The sequence below is a fragment of the Citrobacter sp. Cf088 genome (assembly GCF_030334295.1).
Lineage (GTDB): Bacteria > Pseudomonadota > Gammaproteobacteria > Enterobacterales > Enterobacteriaceae > Citrobacter > Citrobacter freundii.
The window spans coordinates 196,661-213,243 of the sequence record NZ_JAOWEE010000058.1 but is presented as its reverse complement, the minus strand read 5'-3'; the positions used below and the strand labels follow the sequence as shown (position 1 = coordinate 213,243).

Sequence of the window (16,583 nt, the reverse complement as noted above, 5' to 3'; positions counted from 1 at the left end):
ATCCGGCCTACATAATGATTAATTACCGTGTAGACGACGCGCGTCGATCACATCCGGTACCTGGTTCAGCTTGCCGAGCACGCGCCCGAGCACCTGCAGGTTGTAGATTTCGATGGTCATATCAATGGTGGCAAGCTGTTGTTTGGTATCACTCCGGCTGGCAACTCCCAGCACATTCACCTTCTCGTTGGCGAGAATCGTGGTGATATCACGTAACAAGCCACTGCGATCGTTGGCCTGGACGCGAACCACCAGCGAATACCCTGCAGAGTAACTTTCGCCCCAGACCGCATCAACAATACGTTCCGGCGCATGGGAACGCAGCTCAGTCAGCTGTTCACAATCCGCCCGGTGCACGGAAATACCGCGTCCCTGGGTAATAAACCCGACAATCTCATCGCCTGGAATCGGCTGGCAGCAGCGAGCGATGTGGTGCATCAGGTTACCTACCCCTTCCACCACGACACGACCGTCGTCTTTACGGCGACTCTGCGGTGCGTGCGTTTTCTGCTGAAGCTGTTTCAGCGCGGCGGCATCCTGTTCGGCAGCGCTTGGCTTATTAAACTGCGCCTGCAGGAAATTCACCATCTGGTTGAGGCGGATGTCTCCTCCACCAATCGCCGCCAGCAGTTCATCCAGCTCATTGAAACTGTAGCGCGGCAGCAGATGTTTTTCAGCTTCTTTCAGGCTGATGCCTAAATGCGCCAGTTCATCGTCGAGGATCTGGCGACCTGCAAGAATGTTCTTATCACGATCCTGTTTACGGAACCAGGCGTGGATCTTCGAACGCCCACGACTGGTGGTTACGTAGCCAAGGTTAGGGTTCAACCAGTCGCGGCTTGGGTTTGGCTGTTTCTGGGTGATAATTTCAATTTGATCGCCCATCTGTAGTTGGTAGGTAAACGGTACGATGCGTCCACCAATTTTCGCGCCAATGCAACGATGCCCCACATCACTATGAATGTGGTAAGCAAAATCGAGCGGCGTGGAGCCTGCAGGCAGATCCACAACGTCGCCTTTCGGCGTAAAGACATACACGCGGTCATCAAAGACCTGGCTACGAACTTCATCCAGCATTTCACCGGAATCTGCCATCTCTTCCTGCCAGGCGATCAGCTTACGCAGCCATGCAATGCGATCTTCATGACCAGAGCGCGCCGCGCCTGAAGCGGTGCCCTCTTTGTACTTCCAGTGCGCCGCGACGCCCAGTTCGGCATCTTCGTGCATCTGTTTGGTACGGATCTGAATTTCAATGGTTTTCCCGCCCGGCCCCAGCACAACCGTATGGATTGACTGGTAGCCATTGGGTTTCGGGTTCGCGACGTAGTCATCAAACTCATCCGGCAGATGGCGATAGTGAGTATGTACTATCCCGAGCGCGGCATAGCAGTCCTGTAAACGCTCTGCCACGATACGCACTGCGCGCACATCGAACAGTTCATCGAAGGCCAACTGCTTTTTCTGCATTTTGCGCCAGATGCTGTAGATATGCTTCGGACGTCCGTACACTTCAGCTTTGACGCCTTCCGTTTTCATCTCTGAGCGCAAATGACTAACGAACTCATCAATGTAATGCTCTCTGTCGATACGACGTTCATGCAGCAGCTTGGCAATGCGTTTGTATTCAGCCGGGTGCAGATAACGGAAGCAATAATCTTCCAGCTCCCACTTTAATTGCCCGATTCCCAAACGGTTGGCCAGCGGTGCATAGATATTGGTGCACTCTTTTGCCGCCAGAACGCGTTCATCTTCCGGCGCGTCTTTCACTTCACGCAGATGGGCAATCCGCTCTGCCAGCTTGATGACCACACAGCGAAAGTCATCCACCATTGCCAGCAGCATGCGGCGGACGTTATCGACCTGCTCGGAAGAAACTGAATCGGTATGCGTGGCTTTAAGCTGGCGTATCGCCGCCATATCACGCACGCCGTGGATAAGATGAACAATGGATTTGCCCACGCTCTCGCGCAGGATGTCTTCACTTACCACGTTGGCATCAGCCAGTGGGAACAGCATTGCTGCACGCAGCGTGTCGATATCCATGCTCAACATGGAGAGAATTTCTACCATCTCCACGCCACGCCACAGCAGCAGATCCGCATCCGGATGCCCCTGTGTCTGCTGGAGGCAGTACGCCCAGGTTTCGGCTAAGCGTTCACACGACTGCTGGCTGGAGATCCCCAGACTCGCGATCCATTTCTTGGGATCAAACTCACCAGCTTTATTTAAATGTGCACTTCTTACCGCAACCATCGTCCTCTCCTTAAGGGGCATGGCCTGTCGAAGTCGACAAGCCGAACCCATTGTCTTTCACACAGCATTACAAGGCGAAATCCAATGGGTATTAAGTTCATTACAAACGCTCAAACAGGACCATTGATTCCAGGTGTCCAGTGTGCGGGAACATATCGAGCATCGCCAGCCGCCGGATGGCATATCCCGCATTGAGCAAAGCATCGCTGTCACGAGCCAGCGTTGCCGGGTTACAGGATACATAAACAACGCGTATAGGTTCTAATTTTATAATATGTTGCATCACACCAGCAGCCCCCGCACGCGCAGGATCGAGCAAAACTTTGTCGAATCCGTTTTTCGCCCACGGCTGCCGGGTAACATCTTCCTCAAGGTTCTCATGAAAGAATGTCACATTGTGTAATCCGTTATTCAGCGCATTCTCCCGGCCTTTTTCAACCAGCGCCGGAACACCTTCCACGCCAACCACGCTTGCTGCTCGAGTTGCCAGCGGCAGGGTAAAATTACCCATTCCACAGAACAGATCGAGTACGCGATCTTCAGGTTGCACATCGAGCCATTCCAGCGCACGAGCCACCATTTGTTGGTTTACCCCTTCGTTAACCTGAATAAAATCGCGCGGGCTGAAGGTTAACCGTAGTCCATTTGAGTCATACCAGGGCGATTCTTCTGATATTGATTCCAGTATCTCGCTTTGCGGGGCCAGAAACAAAGACAGCCCCAGAGAATGCGAAAAGCATTCCAGTTTTTCTTTATCCGCTGCACTTAATGGCGCCGTGTGGCGCAAAATCATCAGGGTTCCGCTCCCTGCCTGCACCAGTTCAACATGTCCAAGGTGGCGTAACCCTTGAAGACTTTCCAGACACGCCCTGAGATGGGGCAATAACGCTTCAAGCTGGGGCGCCAAAACAGGGCATTGTTTGACATCGATAATGTCGCTGGAGCCTGATTTGCGAAACCCCATCTGCAATTTGTGTTCTTTTGGCCGATAGTTCAGGCTCAATCGGGCACGACGACGATAGCCCCACGGCGTATCAGCTATAACATCTGACACGTCACATTTCATTAAACGCGACAACGCCGCGCTTTTACTACGCTGCTGTAACGAGATGCTGGCATGCTGCTGCTGGCAACCGCCGCATACGCCAAAATGCGGGCAACGTGGCACTTCACGCTCAGGGCTGTTGTTCAAACGTCGTTTTACTTGCGCGCGGGCGAACTGTTTTTTATCTTCGGTAATCACCACCTCGGCGCTTTCCTGGGGTAGCAATTCCGGTATAAACAACGCTTTTCCGTTATGGCGAGCGACGCCCTGACCAAAAGGATCGAGGTCATTGACGGTAACGGTTATGATCTGACGCGTCGTCACGCGTCGTTTTGCAGAGTAGAATTGCGCCATCGACGAGATATTTCTCTATTTAACAGTGTGACCCTAATTGTCCCATAACGGAACTCCATGACCAACTACAGCCTGCGCGCACGCATGATGATTCTGATCCTGGCCCCGACCGTCCTGATAGGTTTGTTGCTCAGTATCTTTTTTGTTGTGCATCGCTATAACGACTTGCAGCGTCAACTGGAAGATGCTGGTGCCAGCATCATAGAACCACTCGCGGTCTCCAGCGAATATGGCATGAACCTGCAAAACAGGGAATCCATCGGCCAGCTTATCAGCGTGCTGCATCGTCGCCATTCCGATATCGTGCGGGCAATTTCTGTTTATGACGAAAATAACCGACTGTTCGTCACCTCTAATTTTCATCTCGATCCGTCTGAAATGCAGTTGGCGACAGGTTCACCGTTTCCCCGTAAGCTGAGCGTCACCCGGCACGGGGATATCATGATCCTGCGTACCCCGATTATATCGGAAAGCTATTCACCAGATGAATCCGCCGTAAGCGATGCGAAAAACACCAAAAATATGCTGGGGTATGTGGCGCTTGAGCTGGATCTTAAGTCCGTGCGATTGCAGCAGTACAAAGAGATCTTTATCTCCAGCGTAATGATGCTGTTTTGTATTGGTATTGCGTTAATTTTTGGCTGGCGTCTGATGCGCGACGTAACCGGCCCGATTCGCAATATGGTGAATACCGTTGACCGAATACGTAGAGGACAGCTCGACAGCCGCGTGGAAGGTTTCATGCTGGGCGAGCTGGATATGCTCAAAAATGGTATCAACTCGATGGCGATGTCACTTGCGGCTTACCATGAAGAGATGCAGCACAACATCGATCAGGCCACCTCTGACCTGCGTGAAACGCTGGAGCAGATGGAAATCCAGAACGTCGAACTGGATCTGGCGAAGAAACGCGCCCAGGAAGCGGCGCGTATTAAGTCTGAGTTTCTGGCTAACATGTCGCACGAACTGCGAACACCGCTGAATGGCGTGATTGGCTTCACCCGTCTTACGCTAAAAACCGAGCTCAACACCACGCAGCGCGATCACCTGAATACCATTGAACGCTCGGCTAACAATCTGCTGGCTATCATCAATGATGTACTCGACTTCTCCAAACTTGAGGCGGGCAAGCTGATTCTGGAAAGCATTCCCTTCCCGCTGCGCAGCACGCTGGATGACGTCGTTACGCTGTTAGCGCATTCATCCCATGATAAAGGGCTTGAGCTGACGCTAAATATTAAGAATGACGTGCCGGACAACGTCATCGGCGATCCGCTGCGCTTACAGCAGGTAATCACTAATCTGGTTGGCAATGCCATCAAATTTACCGAAGGCGGCAATATCGACATTCTGGTCGAGAAGCGCGCCCTTAGTAATACGAAAGTGCAGATTGAAGTACAAATCCGCGATACCGGAATTGGTATTCCTGAGCGCGATCAGTCACGCTTGTTCCAGGCCTTCCGCCAGGCGGATGCCAGTATTTCCCGCCGCCACGGCGGTACCGGACTGGGCCTGGTCATTACGCAAAAACTGGTCAACGAAATGGGCGGGGATATCTCCTTCCATAGTCAACCGAACCGGGGTTCCACGTTCTGGTTCCATATCAGCCTCGATCTTAACCCTAACGTTCTCATTGACCGCTCAACCACGCTCTGCCTGGCCGGTAAACGACTGGCCTACGTCGAACCGAACGCCACTGCCGCACAGTGCACGTTAGATATCTTGAGCGAAACGCCGTTGGAGGTGATTTACAGCCCTTCATTCTCTGGGCTGCCGAAGGATCACTACGATATTCTGCTGCTCGGCATTCCGGTCACTTTACGCGAACCGCTCACCATGCAGCATGAGCGGCTGGCAAACGCTGCGGCGATGACCGACTTTTTGTTACTGGCCCTGCCTTGCCATGCGCAGATTAACGCCGAGAAGTTAAAACAGGGCGGCGCGGCGGCGTGTCTGTTGAAACCTCTCACCTCAACTCGCTTACTGCCTGCGCTGACAGAGTATTGTCAGTTAAATCACAGCGCGGATCCGCTGCTGTTAGACGATAGCAAAATCGCGATGACCGTTATGGCGGTAGACGACAACCCTGCGAACCTCAAGCTGATTGGCGCACTGTTGGAAGATAAGGTGCAGCACGTCGTGCTCTGCGACAGTGGGCATCAAGCGGTGGATCGCGCCAGACAAATGCAATTTGATCTGATCCTGATGGATATTCAGATGCCAGACATGGACGGCATTCGCGCTTGTGAACTAATCCACCAGCTTCCTCATCAACAGCAGACACCGGTCATTGCGGTCACCGCACACGCCATGGCCGGGCAGAAAGAGAAGCTGCTCAGCGCCGGGATGAACGATTACCTGGCGAAGCCTATCGAGGAAGATAAGCTGCATAATCTGCTGTTACGCTACAAACCCGGCGCAAGCACAGCCCTTAGGGCGATCGCCGTTGAACCCGTTGAGCCGGTAGTCAATCCGAATACCACACTCGACTGGCAGTTAGCATTAAGACAAGCCGCAGGCAAAAACGATCTGGCGCGGGATATGCTGCAAATGCTGCTCGATTTTCTGCCCGAAGTACGTAACAAAATTGAAGAACAGCTGGTCGGTGAAAACCCTGAAGGGCTGGTAGATATGATCCACAAGCTGCACGGCAGCTGTGGTTATAGCGGCGTTCCCCGCATGAAAAACCTGTGTCAGCTTATTGAGCAGCAATTACGTAGCGGGACCAAGGAAGAAGAGCTGGAGCCTGAGTTTTTAGAGCTTCTGGATGAAATGGACAACGTTGCGCGCGAAGCGAAGAAGTTGTTGGGGTGATATTCGCAGGAAGGCGGCGTGACCGCCTTATCCAACCTACAACTCAGCGTAATTGCTGCCCGGCTTTAAGCGTTGCGGCCACGTTTCGCGCCGTCATTCGTACGTTGTCGCTCGCGTTCTTTAGCGCCTCATCCAGGGTACAGATGGTATAGATGACGCTGAAAACCGCATCCAGCCCATGCTCGTGGACCACACCGACATCCGCCGTCAGGCTACCGGCAATGCCGATAACCGGTTTGTTGTAACGCTTTGCGACCTTCGCCACGCCAACCGGAACCTTACCGTGAATGGTCTGACTATCAATGCGTCCTTCACCCGTGACCACTAAATCCGCATCCGCAACGCAGGCGTCAAGGTGCAACGCATCCGTTACTATCTCAATACCGCAGCGCAACTGTGCGCCGCAAAACGCATATAGCGCCGCCCCCATACCACCAGCGGCGCCACCGCCGGCCAGATCCAGCACGTTGACGTCCAGATCGCGGGCAATGAGTTGCGCATAGTGCGTGAGTGCCCGATCCAGGCGGGTAATCATCTCCGGCGTCGCCCCTTTTTGCGGGCCAAAAACCGCAGAAGCGCCCTCTTCACCGGTCAACGGATTAGTCACGTCGCAAGCCACTTCAATACGACACGCAGCAAGTCGCTGGTCTAACTGAGAAATATCAATCCGAGCGAGCGATTCGAGGCCAGCCCCGCCATGGGCAATATCGTTATTTTGCGTATCCAGCAATTTTGCTCCCAGCGCTTGCACCATCCCGGCACCGCCATCATTGGTGGCGCTTCCGCCAATTCCAATGATGATATGCTCAACGCCAGCGTCCAACGCATGACGGATTAACTCCCCGGTTCCCCAGGATGTCGTTTTCAGCGGATCGCGTAACCCCGCAGGAACCTGTTCCAGTCCGCTGGCAGCCGCCATTTCGATAAACGCCGAGCGCTCATCACCGGATAAACCATAAAATGCCTGAATTGTGTTGCCCAAAGGGCCGGTAACATCAACATGCACAAGGTGACCTTGCGTTGCGGCAACCATCGCTTCGACCGTTCCTTCACCGCCATCTGCAACCGGAATCTTCACGTAATCCGCATCGGGCCAGATCTCACGAAACCCCTGCTCAATAGCCGTTGCCACTTCAAGCGCACTCAAACTTTCCTTATAGGAATCCGGTGCGATTACTATTTTCATAAAGCATCCTTACGCATGTTGACTGTGTTAAGCATATACCAGGATAAAAACCGCCCCTCAATGGGAGCGGTCCCAGTTCACTTAGCGTACCATGCACGGACGCTTATTATCAAACGTCCAGTTCGGGATCAGATACTGCATTCCCATCGCATCATCACGCGCCCCCAGTCCATGTTGCTGGTACAGCTCATGCGCTTTCATGACCTGATCCATATCCAGCTCCACGCCCAGACCCGGTTTTGCCGGAACCTGCACCATGCCGCCTTTGATTTCAAATGGCTCTTTGGTCAGGCGTTGATTACCTTCCTGCCAGATCCAGTGGGTGTCAATCGCGGTAATTTTGCCCGGAGCCGCTGCCGCGACATGCGTAAACATCGCCAGCGAAATATCAAAGTGGTTGTTAGAGTGCGATCCCCAGGTCAACCCAAACTCATGGCACATTTGCGCCACGCGGACAGAACCCTGCATGGTCCAGAAGTGCGGGTCCGCCAGTGGGATATCCACGGACTGCAGCGACAGCGTATGCCCCATCTGACGCCAGTCGGTAGCGATCATGTTGGTGGCGGTCGGCAGACCGGTAGCGCGGCGGAATTCCGCCATCACTTCACGACCAGAGAAGCCCTGCTCGGCGCCACACGGATCTTCCGCATAGGCCAGAGAACCCTTAAGATATTTGCCGATCTTAATCGCTTCATTTAGCGACCACGCGCCGTTCGGATCCAGCGTGACGCGGGCCTGCGGGAAACGCTTCGCCAGCGCAACGATAGATTCCGCTTCCTCAACACCTGCCAGCACGCCGCCTTTCAGTTTAAAGTCGTTGAAACCATACTTCTCATACGCAGCTTCCGCCAGGCGCACTACCGCATCCGGGGTCATCGCCTCTTCATGACGCAGACGATACCAGTCGCACTTCTCATCCGGCTGACTCTGGTACGGCAGCGGCGTTGCCTTACGGTTACCGACAAAGAACAGATAACCCAACATTTCAACTTCGCTACGCTGCTGTCCATCCCCCAGCAGAGAGGCGACGTTTACGCCCAGATGCTGACCTAACAGATCCAACATGGCCGCTTCGATCCCAGTAACCACATGAATAGTGGTACGTAAATCAAAGGTCTGCAAACCGCGACCGCCCGCATCACGATCGGCAAAAGTATTGCGTACCGCATTCAACACGTTTTTGTATTCACCTAACGTTTTGCCTACCACCAGCGGGATAGCATCTTCCAGCGTTTTGCGGATTTTTTCTCCGCCGGGAATTTCACCCAAGCCGGTATGACCGGAGTTATCTTTAATAATCACAATATTGCGCGTGAAGAATGGAGCATGTGCGCCGCTCAGGTTCATCAGCATACTGTCATGACCCGCAACCGGAATAACCTGCATAGAGGTAACCAATGGGGTAGAAAATTGTGCGCTCATAATTAAGTCCTTATTCAAAATTAGTGGCGGCCGAAAACGGGACGTTTACGGTCAAAAGTCCATCCGGGGATCAGATACTGCATTGGGCCTGCGTCATTACGCGCGCCGCCGGGCAGCGCCTTATAAGCCTCATGCGCTTTCTGTATCTGATCCCAGTCCAGTTCCACGCCCAGACCGGGCGCATCGGGTACCGCAATTTTTCCGTTTTTAATCTCCAGCGGATTTTTGGTCAGGCGGCAATCACCCTCCAGCCAGATCCAGTGGGTATCAATAGCCGTTGGATTACCCGGCGCAGCCGCACCGACGTGGGTAAACATCGCCAGCGAAATATCAAAATGATTGTTAGAATGGCAGCCCCAGGTCAGGCCCCAGTCATCGCATAACTGTGCCACGCGCACCGCGCCGGAAAGGGTCCAGAAGTGCGGATCGGCCAGCGGAATATCTACTGAGTTCAGCATCACCGCATGGCCCATTTCACGCCAGTTGGTGGCTATCATGTTCGTTGCTACCGGCAGACCGGTTGCACGGCGGAACTCGGCCATCACTTCGCGGCCAGAAAAACCCTGTTCAGCGCCACATGGATCTTCGGCGTAGGTCAGAACATCGTTCAGCCCTTTACACAGGGAGATGGCTTCATCCAGTAACCAGGCTCCGTTGGGATCAACCGTAATACGCGCATCCGGGAAGCATTTTTTCAGCGCACGAGCGGTGTCGATTTCCTGCTCGCCAGGCAGTACACCACCTTTGAGTTTGAAATCTTTAAAGCCGTAGCGATCCTGCGAAGCCTGAGCCAGACGTACCACCGCCTCACTGTTCATCGCTTGCTGGTGACGCAGGTGATACCACTCATGGTTTCCCGGCGTGCTTTCCAGATACGGTAAATCGGTCTTTGTGCGATCGCCCACGTAGAACAGATAGCCGAGTACGGTGACCGCATCGCGCTGCTTGCCCGGCCCTAACAGTTCACAGACAGGTACGTTGAGCGCCTTGCCCAACAGGTCAAGCAGCGCAGCTTCCAGCGCCGCCACTGCGTTTACCCGTAGCTCAAACGTCCAGGCGCCTTTGCCAAAGGTGTCAAAATCAGCGGCCTGGTTGCCTTTATGCACCTGCTGAACCACCTTATTCAGGCGCGCGACCTCCTGACCCAATACCATCGGGATAGCGTCAACCAGCGTCTGATAAATCACTTCGCCGCCCGGCGCTTCACCGAAGCCGGTATTGCCGGCGTTATCGGTAAGAACCACAATATTGCGGGTGAAATATGCATTGTGCGCACCGCCAATATTGAGCAGCATGCTGTCATGACCGGCCACCGGGATGACCTTCATATCGGTAATAACGGGACTCGATTGTGTTGTCATCATCATTGTCCTGCGACAGGTTTCAGTTCGATACGTTTAATATCGCCCACCAGTACCAGATAGCTCACCACCGCAATCAACGCATGCACCCCGACGTAAATCAACGCGCCGTTAAACGAGCCGGTGGTCCCTACGATGTAGCCGATAGCAATTGGCGTGACGATACCGGAGATATTGCCAAACATATTGAACAAACCGCCGCTCAGACCGCTGATCTCTTTAGGTGCAGTATCAGCCATCACCGCCCATCCCAACGCACCGATACCTTTGCCGAAGAAGGCCAGCGCCATAAAGCCGATGATCATCCACTCCACGTTGACGTAGTTACAGAACACCATCACCATCGACAGCAGCATGCCGAGTACGATTGGCGTTTTACGGGCGATATTTAGCGAACCGGTACGGCGCATCAGCCAGTCGGAAATAATGCCGCCAAGCACGCCGCCGGCGAATCCGCAAATGGCCGGGACCGAAGCGACAAAACCTGCTTTCAAAATCGACATACCGCGAGCCTGCACCAGATAAACCGGGAACCAGGTGATAAAGAAGTAGGTCAGCGCGTTAATGCAGTATTGCCCGATGTAAATACCGATCATCATCCGTGAGCCCAGCAGCTGTTTGATTTGCCCCCACTTCACGCTGAACGGCACTTTAGCTTTGGCGGCCGCCTGATCCATATTGATCAGCGCCCCGCCTTCAGCAATGTACTCCAGCTCTTTTTGGTTTACGCCCGGGTGCTGGTTTGGTTCATGAATCACCTTCAGCCAGATAAAGCTGATAACAATCCCGAGGCCGCCCATAAAGAAGAACACATGCGACCAGCCCACTTCGTGGGTCAGCCACCCCATGATTGGCGCAAAAATAACGGTGGCAAAGTACTGCGCAGAGTTAAAGATTGCGACCGCCGTGCCCCTCTCCTGTGCCGGGAACCATGCCGCAACTATACGACTATTGCCGGGGAAGGAAGGAGCTTCAGCTAAACCGACAAGGAATCGCAACGTAAACAGCGCAACGATAATGCCGAAGCCGCTAAAGATATCGACGAAGCCCTGCAGCAGGGTAAACATGGACCAAATAAAGATGGACCAGAAATAAACACGTTTTGAACCGAAGCGGTCGAGCAACCAGCCGCCAGGGATCTGGCCGATAACATAGGCCCATGAGAAAGCGGAGAATACATAACCCATCCCTACCGCATCCAGACCAATGTCTTTGGCCATCTCCGAACCGGCAATGGATAAGGTGGCGCGATCGCCGTAGTTGAAGGATGTGACGATAAACAACATCACCACTATCCAGTAGCGAGCGTTAGTGCGTTTTTCCGCGCTGCTCGCCGCCTGACTTAATGAACTCATTGTTGCACTCCTGAATCTTGGCTGTCGCCAGTTCATTCTGTACAGCACCTGTAGGGTGATCAGAATGAGAGGTTAGTGTGTGGCAGTTTTGGTACAGCTCAGGGCCGTTTTATTCTGACTCGCTGCCTTTTCGGGAACTGACGGGAAAAGTATATGAAGGAGTGCCACTTACCCTCACCGTGCAAAAACACAACATTGCGAGAGGTGAATGAGGTTGTTTATGGCATAAGCCTAATGGAATGGAAGATGCTTCACGAAATTGGCGTTTGGTGGGCGTTTTGTTGCCGCGTGGCGGCAACATCTAACCGGCGGTACCCATCTGGGTTTAAGGCGCTACTGCTTATGATGACTAACAGTTTGGGAAGCTGATCTCTTAGATTGCGCGCCAACTCCTAACGTGAACTCAAATTTTTTTAGTGGGTTATCACCTGCCACTACTTATGATGAGATTGTTGTTCAGGAATATGGAGCATTGAAATAAAAAAGGACTCTAGTTTATTCGAGCCACTATTAACATTCAGTTTCTCAGAAAAAATAATAAAGGATCGCCAAAAAAGCCAGAACAATAAATTCAACAAACCAGAACGCCGCTTCAACTTTAAACCCCGTGGTTAACTCTTTGGGTAAGGAACGAATAAAATGATATGCCTCAATACTCATATCATTATTAAAAACCCTATTATAGGGAAAAATCAGACTAGACATAATGAAATCTATCTTTGCAAAGTAGATACCGGGAGTACCAATTAAACTTGCTGTTCTCGCCAAACTTGCAGTGATAGGAAGACGACCAAGTTTGCCCTCGTATAATATTACTATTTTTTTATACTTCTCATCATTTATCACATAAGACATAAGTATTAAAATCAACGTTATAATAACCAGCATTATGCCAAGGCTAATATTAATGACATCTAGATTATCTGTTAAAAACTTTTTCATATATTAGAATACCTGCTGCTTCATTAAATGAATCTGGGTCATATAGTTTGAATTCTGAATTATCAAGTTCGTCATTCACTAATCCACCAAACCTATCACCTAGTTTCTCACCCACTTTTTCAAAATATATACCTCCTGCAATACTTGAAGCAATGCCACTTACCAGACATACACTTGCGCCAATACCTCCAGCTTCTGATGTAATCAATCCCAAAACCCATGTACAAGCGGCTCTTCCCATAATTCCCCTGGCAGCTCCGCCAGCAATACTTGCTGTTTGTTTGAGGCCGAATTTACTGTACTCCGTTATTGCTGCCTTTCTACATTCGCTTTCACGTCCTTTTGCGCAAGCCTCATAAACGTTAGTGGTATAACTCGTAAAATCAAGACCAATACCTATATAGCCTGTTGTTCTCATTATTTTTATCAGTTTCGCTGATGTTTCTATGTAGCTTGCATACCCCTCAATATCCTTTACACCTGTTTGATCCCAGTTATGCATAATCGATTTGGTTGATAAACCTAATGCCTTCTTTTATCTCACTTATTCATCTCATTAATTCATTCACAAAATCCAGTTTTTTGAGCCTGTTTTTTATTAAAACATGATAACTGGGTTATTTGTTTGTGCTTTTGATCTCATAAATGATAAAAAACCAGAATTTAATTTTTATAAATTAGTGTTACAAATAAGACCATGCAATTATATTTATAATACAGATAAATTAAAGCAAATTTTCCTTATTGATCACTTCATGTCCATCATTTGTTACAGGTCCGTACAAGCAAAACACCACAAGGCGAGAGATTATTTAAGCAAGGTTCCCTAGTTTATACCGAAGTCGCCAAAGACATTGACGAAGCCCTGCAGTAGGGTAGATCATAGCCAGATAATGTGTAGCAGTTTTGGTACACCTGGATTGTTGATTAAATACATGGCGAATTGAAATAAAAGTAAAGAAGGAACTCTACAAGAATCCCTTCTTTATTTTTACACTATATTCTCCATGAAAATCAAGCAAGATATTAAGATAATCAATATGAACCAAACAACCGCTTCCACCCTAAATCCTGTAATCAGATAACCAGGTAAACTCCGGATAAAATTATACCCTTCGACACTCATATCATTATTTGTAATGCGATTATATGGAAATATGAGGCTACCCATTATAAACCCAATTTTCGCATGATATGCAGCCGGCGAACTAATTAAACTTGCCCCCTTTGCCATACGTGCTGTTTGCGGTAGACGATCAAATTTCTTCTCATATAATTTTACTATTTGTTCATAATTGCATTTATTAATCACATATGAAATAAAAATCAAGATAACAAATCCAAACATAATAGCTATTATTAATAAAAATTTTAAATCATGGTAATTTTCTATCAAAAAGTTTTTCATAAATTAATAGACCTGATTCTTCATTAAACGTATCGGGATAATGGGTTAATTTATCTGGATTATTTTCAATAACATCATTAATAGCTTCTCCTAAGAATCCCCCCCATCCTTCACCTTCTTTCTCGGCTACTTTTCCCGCTACAATTCCTGTACTGATTCCAGTTGCCAGGCACAACCCCGCTCCAACTGCACCAATCTCTGATGTGAGAAGACCCAAAGCCCACATGCAAACTGCTCTTGCTGCTGGTCCAGCGACACCTCCCACAGTAATACCCACTGCTTGTTTACCACCAAATTTACTGTACTCCGTTATCGCTGCCTTTCTACATTCGCTTTCACGTCCTTTTGCGCAAGCCTCATAAACGTTAGTGGTATAACTCGTAAAATCAAGACCAATACCTATATAGCCTGTTGTTCTCATTATTTTTATCAGTTTCGCTGATGTTTCTATGTAGCTTGCATACCCCTCAATATCCTTTACACCTGTTTGATCCCACTTATGCATAATCGATTTGGTTGATAAACCTAATGCCTGCTTTATATCTTCATATTGTTTTAAATTTAGCCGTTCTTTTGAGAATTTATTCAAAATACCGTCTAATTTTTTAAATAGCCGTTCTCGTTGACCAAAAAACTCCTCTCCAGAAATACGACCAGAATTACTACTATATGTTTTCTTATAAAGCTCCTGTATTTCATTGAGTGTTTTATTTATTTCTTTATAATATCCACCACCAGCATCCTTTATGTAACCTAAGATATCCCCACTTTGTCCTAAAGCATCACTGTATAGTTGTGAAGAAAAAATATCCACGGAAGCTCTGTTTTCGTGTAACACACGGGCTTCTGGCAGTGTTAATGGTGCAAGCGCTTTATCAATTCTATCACGCGCTTTTTGCAATGTTTCAATCTGTTGCTGATCTTGCTTTTCAGGATCAACTACAAGCAGAATTGAACCCGGTTGTTTTTTTATATCTGGATTGAGCTTGTGATATAACTCACGTGTACCATCCGGAGGATTAATAAAAAACCTGGATTCGAAAGATGACGGTGTGGCCTCATAGGGCAGTACGCAAAATCCCGCATCTACAGGTTCACGGGACGATTTATCCTCTTCAACCGGACATGAAGGCCCTGGTACTACGGTAAGAGGTTTTAGTGTGGGTGCAATATAACCTGGTGCGCCATACTCAATCTTTTGAGTAGGTCTGGGTTTTCTCCCCTGCTCCCTGTCGAGCGTTTCCTGATAAGCTCTCCTTACGCTCTCTTCGAAGATGCTGTCGAATATATCGGGCATAAATGGTTCATAAACTAACTCTCCGTCCTCATCAAAATAAAAAGGATTTCTGTCCCAGGACCAATGCTCACCACAATCAATCGCTATTATCCCGCCCACATATAATTTGTGTTGTATCTCATCATAAATGGGATTACATCTACCAATGGGGGGTCTTTCATACGCAACGGAAGAATATCGGTTTACATTCCATTTTCTCTGTGGCAGGCCAACTATAGCTGAGCGCTGATTTTTATTATCATCAAGTTCATAATATATCCTTGCTAACCTAAGACCTTCTTTAGGTGACACTATTTTTTCAAAGACCTCTAATCTGGCACTTTGGCTAAAATCCCGAGTGTTATATAAAGTAAACAAGTTCCCCTCCTTAGCTTAATAATTTCCGTTATTATCATTTTATCTCATTTATTCATCTCATTAATTCATTCATAACTCTCAGTTGTTTGAGTCTGCTTTTTATTAAAACATGATGACTGGGTTACTTGTTTGTGCTTTTGATCTCATAAATAATAAAAAACCCGAATTTAATTTATATAAATTCGGGTTACAAATAAAACCATGCGATTGTATTTATAATACAGATAAATTAAAGCAATTTTTCCTTATTTATAATCAGATTGTTCTCTCCATGTCCATCATTTGTTACAGGCCCGTGCTAGCAAATCGCCGCCGGGCGAGAGATTATTTGAGCAAGGTTCCCCAGTTTTCTACCCAGGGGTTGGATTCGCTTTCTGGTTCAGGATGTTCGCTGGCGTCAATCAGCAACATTTCACCCACGCGCTGTGCGCTTTGCTCCTGTAACAGCGCATCAAACTGTTTGCCACCATTGCAGAAATTAACGTAGCTGCTGTCGCCCAGCGCAATTACCCCATAATGCAGATTTGGCTGGAAACCGAGATTATCTTTGATCCCCTGAAACAGCGGCACAATGCTATCGGGCAGATCGCCCTGCCCGGTCGTTGAGGTCACCACCAGCACATATTTATCCTGATATGCCTGCCAGTCGCTGAGCTCCGGATCTTCAAACACCGTGGCTTTATGACCCTGTGCCGTCAAAATGGCCTCGGCCTCTTCAGCAACCAGCAGTGCGTTTCCGTACATCGTGCCGACAAAAATTCCAATTTCCGCCATAACCGTAATCTCCTG

Annotated in this window: 12 protein-coding genes; 1 reads left to right on the top strand and 11 read right to left on the bottom strand. The window is 49.4% G+C overall.

Annotated features, from left to right (window positions below; translation table 11 throughout):
- Positions 1-18: 18 nt before the first annotated feature.
- Complete coding sequence (relA, locus tag OGV71_RS24320) at positions 19-2,253, bottom strand: GTP diphosphokinase (protein WP_048218507.1); 2,235 nt, start codon at positions 2,251-2,253, stop codon at positions 19-21.
- A 100-nt stretch (positions 2,254-2,353) separates the two neighbouring features.
- A complete protein-coding gene (gene rlmD, locus OGV71_RS24315) occupies positions 2,354-3,652 on the bottom strand; it encodes a 23S rRNA (uracil(1939)-C(5))-methyltransferase RlmD (protein WP_204583314.1) in 1,299 nt (432 codons plus the stop codon).
- 57 nt (positions 3,653-3,709) lie between these two features.
- Here rlmD and barA point away from each other — a divergent pair, with 57 nt between their 5' ends.
- Entirely contained in the window at positions 3,710-6,466 is a 2,757-nt protein-coding gene (barA, locus tag OGV71_RS24310) for a two-component sensor histidine kinase BarA (protein WP_003034117.1), read from the top strand.
- Between the two features lie 43 nt (positions 6,467-6,509).
- Here barA and OGV71_RS24305 read toward each other — a convergent pair whose 3' ends face one another.
- The 9 genes from OGV71_RS24305 to OGV71_RS24265 form a co-directional block, all read right to left on the bottom strand.
- Entirely contained in the window at positions 6,510-7,652 is a 1,143-nt protein-coding gene (locus OGV71_RS24305) for a glycerate kinase (protein WP_048218511.1), read from the bottom strand.
- Between the two features lie 81 nt (positions 7,653-7,733).
- The gene (gudD, locus tag OGV71_RS24300; RefSeq protein ID WP_204583313.1) at positions 7,734-9,074 is read right to left on the bottom strand and encodes a glucarate dehydratase; all 1,341 of its coding nucleotides are present in this window, start codon (positions 9,072-9,074) and stop codon (positions 7,734-7,736) included.
- Between the two features lie 20 nt (positions 9,075-9,094).
- Entirely contained in the window at positions 9,095-10,435 is a 1,341-nt protein-coding gene (locus OGV71_RS24295) for a glucarate dehydratase family protein (RefSeq protein ID WP_286534135.1), read from the bottom strand.
- Positions 10,436-10,437: 2 nt separating this feature from the next.
- Positions 10,438-11,790 (bottom strand): galactarate/glucarate/glycerate transporter GudP, encoded by a 1,353-nt coding sequence (gudP, locus tag OGV71_RS24290; RefSeq protein WP_003034105.1) that lies wholly within the window; start codon positions 11,788-11,790, stop codon positions 10,438-10,440.
- Between the two features lie 525 nt (positions 11,791-12,315).
- Complete coding sequence (locus OGV71_RS24285) at positions 12,316-12,732, bottom strand: hypothetical protein (protein ID WP_061547664.1); 417 nt, start codon at positions 12,730-12,732, stop codon at positions 12,316-12,318.
- Positions 12,710-13,234 carry a hypothetical protein gene (locus tag OGV71_RS24280; RefSeq protein WP_071524454.1) on the bottom strand — a complete coding sequence of 175 codons (525 nt, stop codon included), beginning with the start codon at positions 13,232-13,234 and terminating at the stop codon, positions 12,710-12,712. Before OGV71_RS24280 ends, OGV71_RS24285 begins: the two co-directional genes overlap by 23 nt.
- Before the next feature lie 489 nt (positions 13,235-13,723).
- Positions 13,724-14,140: a hypothetical protein gene (locus OGV71_RS24275; protein ID WP_003035066.1), complete on the bottom strand. Its 417-nt coding sequence runs from the start codon at positions 14,138-14,140 to the stop codon at positions 13,724-13,726.
- Positions 14,109-15,794: a DUF8093 domain-containing protein gene (locus OGV71_RS24270; RefSeq protein ID WP_286534133.1), complete on the bottom strand. Its 1,686-nt coding sequence runs from the start codon at positions 15,792-15,794 to the stop codon at positions 14,109-14,111. The genes OGV71_RS24275 and OGV71_RS24270 overlap by 32 nt, the downstream gene beginning before the upstream one ends.
- A gap of 324 nt (positions 15,795-16,118) precedes the next feature.
- Complete coding sequence (locus tag OGV71_RS24265; RefSeq protein ID WP_003034096.1) at positions 16,119-16,568, bottom strand: flavodoxin; 450 nt, start codon at positions 16,566-16,568, stop codon at positions 16,119-16,121.
- Positions 16,569-16,583: the final 15 nt, after the last annotated feature.